The sequence below is a fragment of the Streptomyces sp. NPDC031265 genome, assembly GCF_055570295.1.
Genome location: NZ_JBVIHM010000025.1, coordinates 124,296 through 131,568 on the forward strand (window position 1 = coordinate 124,296; position 7,273 = coordinate 131,568).

General features: G+C 70.8%; 8 protein-coding genes. All 8 read right to left on the reverse strand.

What is annotated here, in order from left to right:
• Positions 1-151 precede the first annotated feature (151 nt).
• Positions 152-1,273, reverse strand: a complete 1,122-nt coding sequence (locus ACZ499_RS30645) for a lysophospholipid acyltransferase family protein (RefSeq protein WP_468679462.1) — start codon at positions 1,271-1,273, stop codon at positions 152-154.
• 14 nt (positions 1,274-1,287) lie between these two features.
• Complete coding sequence (locus ACZ499_RS30650; protein ID WP_468679463.1) at positions 1,288-2,370, reverse strand: NAD-dependent epimerase/dehydratase family protein; 1,083 nt, start codon at positions 2,368-2,370, stop codon at positions 1,288-1,290.
• Between the two features lie 240 nt (positions 2,371-2,610).
• Positions 2,611-2,709, reverse strand: a complete 99-nt coding sequence (locus ACZ499_RS30655) for a 30S ribosomal protein bS22 (RefSeq protein WP_003948845.1) — start codon at positions 2,707-2,709, stop codon at positions 2,611-2,613.
• 109 nt (positions 2,710-2,818) lie between these two features.
• Positions 2,819-3,028 (reverse strand): helix-turn-helix domain-containing protein, encoded by a 210-nt coding sequence (locus ACZ499_RS30660; protein WP_159047648.1) that lies wholly within the window; start codon positions 3,026-3,028, stop codon positions 2,819-2,821.
• A gap of 128 nt (positions 3,029-3,156) precedes the next feature.
• The gene (locus ACZ499_RS30665; RefSeq protein ID WP_468679464.1) at positions 3,157-3,972 is read right to left on the reverse strand and encodes a phosphatase; all 816 of its coding nucleotides are present in this window, start codon (positions 3,970-3,972) and stop codon (positions 3,157-3,159) included.
• A 138-nt stretch (positions 3,973-4,110) separates the two neighbouring features.
• Positions 4,111-5,274: an acetoin utilization protein AcuC gene (locus ACZ499_RS30670; RefSeq protein ID WP_468679465.1), complete on the reverse strand. Its 1,164-nt coding sequence runs from the start codon at positions 5,272-5,274 to the stop codon at positions 4,111-4,113.
• A complete protein-coding gene (locus tag ACZ499_RS30675) occupies positions 5,243-6,475 on the reverse strand; it encodes an MFS transporter (RefSeq protein WP_468679466.1) in 1,233 nt (410 codons plus the stop codon). Before ACZ499_RS30675 ends, ACZ499_RS30670 begins: the two co-directional genes overlap by 32 nt.
• 43 nt (positions 6,476-6,518) lie before the next feature.
• On the reverse strand, positions 6,519-7,163 hold the full coding sequence (locus ACZ499_RS30680) for an HAD family hydrolase (protein WP_468679467.1): 645 nt from the start codon (positions 7,161-7,163) through the stop codon (positions 6,519-6,521).
• Positions 7,164-7,273 lie beyond the last annotated feature (110 nt).

A 7,273-nucleotide genomic window follows, 5' to 3' on the forward strand; every position in this document is an offset into this window, starting at 1 on the left:
CCGTGCCTCCCCCTCCCCTTCCCTCCCTCCGGGTGTCTCCCGGTGGTTGCGGAGGGTTGGTGGGGGAGGCGGGCCCTCCCCCTTTTGGTGGGGTGGGCCCCCCCCCCCCCCCCCCCCCCCCCCCACACACGTACCGCTGTCGGAAAACAGGTCAGAAGAACACCGACCGCCGCTGCACCAACAGCTTGTAGAGCGTGTGCTGGATCTGCTCCCGCACCTGATCCGTCAGGTTGAACATCAGCATCGGGTCCTCCGCCGCCTCCGGCGGATACCCGTCGGTCGGGATCGGCTCGCCGAACTGGATCGTCCACTTCGTCGGCAGCGGCACGAGCCCGGCCGGCCCCAGCCACGGGAACGTGGGCGTGATCGGGAAGTACGGAAAGCCCAGAAGGCGGGCCAGCGTCTTGGAGTTGCCGATCATCGGGTAGATCTCCTCGGCCCCGACGATCGAGCACGGCACGATCGGCGTCCCGGCCCGCAGCGCGGTCGACACGAACCCGCCCCGCCCGAACCGCTGGAGCTTGTACCGCTCGCTGAACGGCTTCCCGATGCCCTTGAAACCCTCCGGCATCACCCCGACGACCTCGCCCCGCTCCAGGAGCGCCTGGGCGTCCTCCGCGCAGGCCAGGGTGTGCCCGGCCTTGCGGGCCAGCTCGTTGACGACCGGCAGCATGAACACCAGGTCCGCAGCGAGCAGCCGCAGGTGCCGCCCCGCCGGATGGTGGTCGTGCACCGCCACCTGCATCATCAGCCCGTCCAGCGGCAGCGTCCCGGAGTGGTTGGCGACGACCAGCGCCCCGCCCTCGGCCGGGATGTTCTCGACACCCTTCACCTCCACCCGGAAGTACTTCTCGTAGAAGGGGCGGATCAGGGACATCAGGACCTGGTCGGTGAGCTCCTTGTCGTAGCCGAACTCGTCGACCTCGTACTCGCCGGTGATCCGCCGCCGCAGGAACGCGAGCCCGCCCGCGACCCGCCGGTCCCAGCCGCCACCCGGCCGCTCCCGCACCTCCTCGCCCGGCTGCCCGGCATCCCGCGGGGAACCGTCCCGCGAGGCGTCCTGCTGCGGGACGGCGGCGTCAGCGGCCCCCTGCGGCCCCTGCCCGCCCTCCGGGCCCTGGGAGACGGTGTGCTGGCCCGGCAGGGCGCTCACCGGGGCGGGGGCCGCCTCCGGGGCCGTACCCCGCCGCCCGCCGGAGCGGCGGCGCCCCGGGCGCTGCGCACCGCCGCGCGAGCGGTCGTCGTCGAACGGAATGACCTTGGCGTCCGCCATCGTGGTTGAGCTCCTCATTCCGCGCCGGGAGTGGACAAGGTGGAAGTGGCCGGAGCACCCCCGGCGAACGGCCGGAAGGGCAGCGCCGCCACCCTGTCCACGGCCCTCGCCAGGGCGTCCGGCGGCAGCAGCCCGGGGCCCCGGCTGCGCGCGAAGTCGGCGAACGCCTCCGCCGTCGTGTACTTCGGCTCGAACCCCAGCGTCTCCCGCATCTGCGCGGTGCTCACCACCCTGCCGTGGGTGAGCAGCCTGATCTGCTCGGGCGAGAAGTCGCTCACGCCGACCGAGCGCAGCGCCGAGCCCACCCAGCGGACCGTCGGCAGCAGCACCGGCACGGTCGGCCTGCCCAGCCGCCGCGAGCACTGCGAGAGCAGCAGCACGCCCTCCCCGGCCACGTTGAAGGTGCCGCTGTTGAGCGTCCCGCGACGGGCCTCGTGCGAGGCGATGCGCAGCACGTCGATGACGTCGTCCTCGTGGACGAACTGCAGCCGGGGGTCGTAGCCGAACACGGTCGGCAGCACCGGCAGCGAGAAGTACTCGGCGAGCGGCGAGTCCGCGCCCGGCCCCAGGATGTTCGCGAACCGCAGCACGCACACCGCCACATCGGGCCGGCGCCGCGCGAAGCCGCGTACGTACCCCTCGACCTCGACGGCGTCCTTCGCGAAGCCGCCGCTCGGCAGCGACTTGGGCGGGGTCGTCTCGGTGAAAACGGCCGGATCGCGCGGCGCCGACCCGTACACGCTGGTGCTCGACTTCACCACCAGGCGCCGCACCGAAGGCGACTTCTGGCACGCGCCGAGCAGCTGCATGGTGCCGATGACGTTCGTTTCCTTCACGGACGTCCGCCCGCCGGCGCCCAGCGGCGTGCCGGTCACGTCCATGTGCACGACGGTGTCCACGGCATGCTCGGCCAGCACGCGGGCGATGGCGGGCTGCCGTATGTCCGCCCGTACGAAATCGGCTCCGCCCAGATGGTGGCCGGGCGGCACGGCGTCCACGCCGATCACCCGGTCCACTTCCGGATCACGCTGGATGCGCCGTACGAGACGGCCTCCGAGCTGCCGGGCCACTCCGGTGACGAGCACGACCTTCCCCAAGATCAGCGCCTTCCTTTGGCCTGAGGTGCACTCTTGGCGCCACCGTAGCGGCTGGATGTTGCCCGGTGATGACCGCGTGGTCGCGCGTGGCCGATAAACCGGCGCCGAAAGGCCCGCCGGAAAGCGCGCGGCACGGGCTTCCGGGATACCGAAAGGGCGTGCGGGATATGCGGCCGGAAACGCACCGCAGCCCTCCCACCAGGACGGCGGAAGGGCTGCGAGTTCACGTACAGCTGTCGCTTACTTCTTGTTGCGACGCTGAACGCGGGTGCGCTTGAGCAGCTTGCGGTGCTTCTTCTTAGCCATCCGCTTGCGCCGCTTCTTGATAACAGAGCCCACGACTACCCTCGCTCACTTCTCTTCACTCGGTGCGGGGCGTCTGGGCCCACACGACCTACGAGGGGCTAGCCTACCCGCCTGAGCGCAGAGGTCGTAACCGAGGGCGCCGTCAGGCTGTCTCCACCCCCACGAAGGACTCTCGGAGGTACTCCTGAACCGCCTGCTCCGGGACCCTGAAGGACCTGCCCACCCGGATCGCCGGCAGATGACCGCTGTGCACCAAGCGGTACACGGTCATCTTCGACACTCGCATCACCGAGGCGACTTCCGCCACGGTCAGGAACACGACCTCGTTCAGAGGCCTCTGATCAGCAGCCATGACCCACCTGTACCTTCCGCACCCGACGCGCACCGGCTTCCCCTCCGGTGACTCTTCGTCGCTGTGCGCTCACTCCCCAGACTAGGGGCGGGTGGTGCGAGTGGGGAAGAGGAGCTGCTGATGGCCGCCTACCATGACAGACACGCTCGATTGAGTACATAGCGCGTAAGCGGCCGGTAGTAATCAGACCGCACAGCGTCATCAAGCGGAACGACCACGGACACCCGCCCCTCGGCCTCTCCGACGAACAGCGCGGGATCGTCCGTATCGGCCAGACCGACCGCCTCGATACCCAGCTGACCTGCCCCGCAGACCCATCCGTGATCTCCGACGACCAGGTCCGGCAGCCGCCCGCGAAGGGTCGCCGCGACCCCCAGGGCGACCCGAACCGGCAGCGGCGAATGGGTGTGTGCGCCGGTCTCACCGGCGGGACCCCGCGCGCCGGGTTCACGCACCAGCGCGACTCCTCGTACGTAGTCAAGGTTGTACGTACGTACCCCGAACCGGGTCGTTATGTCGACACATCGCCCCTGCGCGGGGGTGAGAACATCACATCCGGCCGCCGACAAAGCGTCCGCGAGGGCGGCGTAGAAGGCGAGCAGCCGGTGCGGATGCCCGGTTCCGAAGAGTACGGCGCCGCGCCGCGCGGCCACGTCGCGGATCCTCGCGGCCAGCGCGTCGAGCCCGGCGAGCGTCCGCTCCGGATCGATGACATCCGGCCCCGTCACATGCGCAGGATCCGGACTCACCCCGCACTTGTCCGCCATGAGCCGCAGTAAGTCCCGCTCGCCCCATCCCCATTCGGGGTCGAGACCGAGCGTGACCCGAGGGTCCCGGGCCGCGAACAGCCGATAGCTGCGCAGGCTCTCCTCCCGCGAGGTGGCCACAGGCCCGGCCAGCCGCGCAGCCAACAGATGCGCCCGCAGCGCCCCGGTGCTCAACACCCCCCGATGCTCCCGCAGTAGGGCGCCCCGGGGGCCGAAACCGGACAGAGTACGCACAGTTGGCGTAACGGATCGAAGCAGCGGGGTGCAGTGGGGTACAGGGAGGCGGCGAAGCCCCGCACAGAGCCGCGGACTTCGCTACGCCAGCAGCCCCCGCAGCGGATACACCGCCCGCCGAGTCGCCAGGACCGCCTGGTCCAGGCGGTCCGCCGGGTCGTAGCCCGACTCCCAGTCACGCCACAGCACCGTACGCCCGTCTGTCATCCGCCCCGGCCCCAACTGGCGCGTACGAGCGAACACTTCGTCCCGCCACGACGCCGGGATCACCGACTCCGGATCCACCGGCGCGTGCCCCGCCACCCCCACCAGATGCGTCCACGAGCGCGGCACCACGTCCACCACCGCGTACCCCCCGCCGCCGAGGGCAACCCACTTCCCGCCCACCACATGCTCGTGCGCCAGCGCGTGGCACGCCTCCTGAACCGCCCGCTGGGCGTCCAGCGATACCGCCAGATGCGCCAGCGGATCCTCGAAGTGCGTGTCGGCGCCGTGCTGCGTCACCAGCACCTGGGGACGGAACTCGGCCAGCAGCTCCGGCACCACGGAGTGGAACGCCCGCAGCCACCCCTCGTCCCCGGTCCCGGCCGGCAGCGCCACGTTGACGGCCGTCCCGTCGGTATCCGTCTCCTCCGGCCACCCCGTCCCGGGGAACAGCAGCCGGGGATGCTCGTGGAGCGAGATCGTCAGCACCCTGGGGTCGTCCCAGAACGCCGTCTGCACCCCGTCGCCGTGGTGCACGTCCACATCCACGTACGCGACCCGCTCCGCCCCCAGCTCAAGGAGCCGGGCGATCGCGAGCGCCGCGTCGTTGTAGATGCAGAACCCCGCGGCCCCGCCCGGCATCGCGTGGTGCAGCCCGCCCGCGAAGTTCACCGCGTGCGCCGCGTCCCCGCGCCACACCGCCTCGGCGGCCCCCACGGACTGCCCGGCGATCAGCGCGGCCGCCTCGTGCATCCCGGCGAACGCGGGGTCGTCCACGGTCCCCAGGCCGTACGCCTGGTCCGCGGCGCCCGGATCCGCCGAGGCGGCCCGTACGGCCGCCACATAGTCCTCGCGGTGGACGAGCCGCAGCGTCGAGTCCCCCGCCGCGGGCGCGGCCACCACGTCGAGCGCCTTGTCCAGCCCGTACGCCCGCACCAACCCCATGGTCAGCGAAAGCCGTACCGGATCCATCGGATGGCTCGGTCCGAAGTCGTACGCCGTGACAGCGTCATCCCACATCAACAGTGCGCGGCCGCTCATGCCCGCCACCGTATCGGGCGCCCTCCGCGCCGAACGACCTGGCGTACACCAGTGTCAGCAGAACCAGCACCATCGGTATGAGCATGGCGCCGCGATAGCTCCACGCGCCGCCGATCCCGCCGACCAGCGGCGACCCGAAGAGGTAGCCCACGTAGTTGAAGACGTTGAGCCGCGCGATCGCCGCGTCCGAGGCGTGCGGGAACAGCCGCCCCGCCGCCGCGTACGTCTGCGGCACGATCACACACAGCCCGAACCCCAGCATGGTGAACCCGAGCATCCCGATCCACGGCCCCGGCGCCACCGCGACCACCGCGAACCCGGCGCTCGCGAGCACGGCCCCGCCCCGCACCACGGCCACGGCCCCGAACCGCCGCACACCGTGGTCCCCGGCCGCCCGCCCCAGCAGGGTGGTGACCATGTAGACGTTGTACGGAACGGTCGACAGCTGCTCGGAGCTGCCGAGCACGTCCTGGAGGTACTTCGCGCTCCAGTTGGAGACGGTCGAGTCGCCGATGTACGCGAAGGCCATCACCAGGCAGAGCGGCAGCAGCAGCCGAAAGGCGACGGACTTGCCGCTCGCGGCGCCGCCTTCGGAAGCTTCGGAGCCTTCGGAAGCGACTTCCGAGGCGGCGGCGGCCGGCTCCCCGTCCACGTACCACCGGCTCCCGGCCAGACACAGCGGCAGCAGCACGAGGACGACCGGCAGATACGAGGCGAGCAGCGACAGGTCCCAGTGCGCCCCCACCCACGCGAGCGAGGCGCCCACGATCCCGCCGAGGCTGAACGCGGCGTGGAAACCCAGGATGATGCTGCGCCCGTACGCGCGCTGAAGACTGATCCCCAGCATGTTCATGCACGCGTCGAGCCCGCCGACGGCCAGCCCGAACACCCCGAGCGAGACGGCCGCCTGCCACATCCGGTCCCCGGCCGCGACGCCGACCAGCGCGAGCAGCACGAGCGGCTGCACCCACCGCAGCGCCACAGTGGGCGCCACCCGCTTCACCAGGTGCTCGGTGGTGACGCTGCCGACCCCGGCCAGGATCGGCACGCCCGCGAGGAACGCCGGCAACAGGCCGTCGGATATCCCGTACTGGTCCTGGAGCGCGGGGATGCGGGTCACCAGGAGGGCGAAGGCGATGCCCTGCGCACAGAAGCTGAGCGCGAGGGACGCCCGGCCCCGCCGCAGGCGTACGTCTGTCATGGCCGCAGAGCTTAGGCCCGCAAGCTACTCCTGGGTAGACGGATCACCCCAGCAATTCGCGCAGTTGTGCCATGTCGGAGAAGAGAGCCCTGCAGCCCTGGAGCCGCTCCTCGGGCGTCATGGCGGTGAACCCGTAGACGTCCATCCCGGCGGCCCGCGCTGCCTCCACCCCGAGCGGGCTGTCCTCGACGACGGCACACCGCTCCGGCGCGACGCCCATGCGCTCGGCGGCGTACAGGAACAGATCCGGCGCCGGCTTCCCGCGCCCGACGTCCTGCGAGGAGAACACCCACTCCTCCTCGAACCACTCGTCCAGCCCGGTCTTTCGGTGCCCCACCCGGATCCGCTCATGGCTCCCGGACGAGGCGACGCAGTACGGCACCCCGTCCGCCACCAGCTTCGCGAGTACGTCGGTGGCCCCGGCCACCGGCTGGAGCTCGCGCTCGAAGGCGGTGAAGACGCGGGCGTGGAACGCGTCGTCGAAGTCGGCGGGCAGCGCCTGCCCGGTCCGCTCCTGGATCAGCTCGTGGATACGGTGCATGGCGGAGCCCATGTAGTCGCGAATGGATTCCTCGTACGAGGTGGGGAAGCCCAGCTCGGTGAGGTGCTCCGCGAGGATGGTGTTCGAGATCGGTTCGCTGTCGACGAGCACGCCGTCGTTGTCGAAGATGATGAGGTCATAGCGCATGGGTCGACCCTAAACGCCGGTAAACGCAGAAAAGCCCCGTACCGGATCCCGGTACGGGGCTTTTCTCAAAATTTGTTCGGCGGTGTCCTACTCTCCCACAGGGTCCCCCC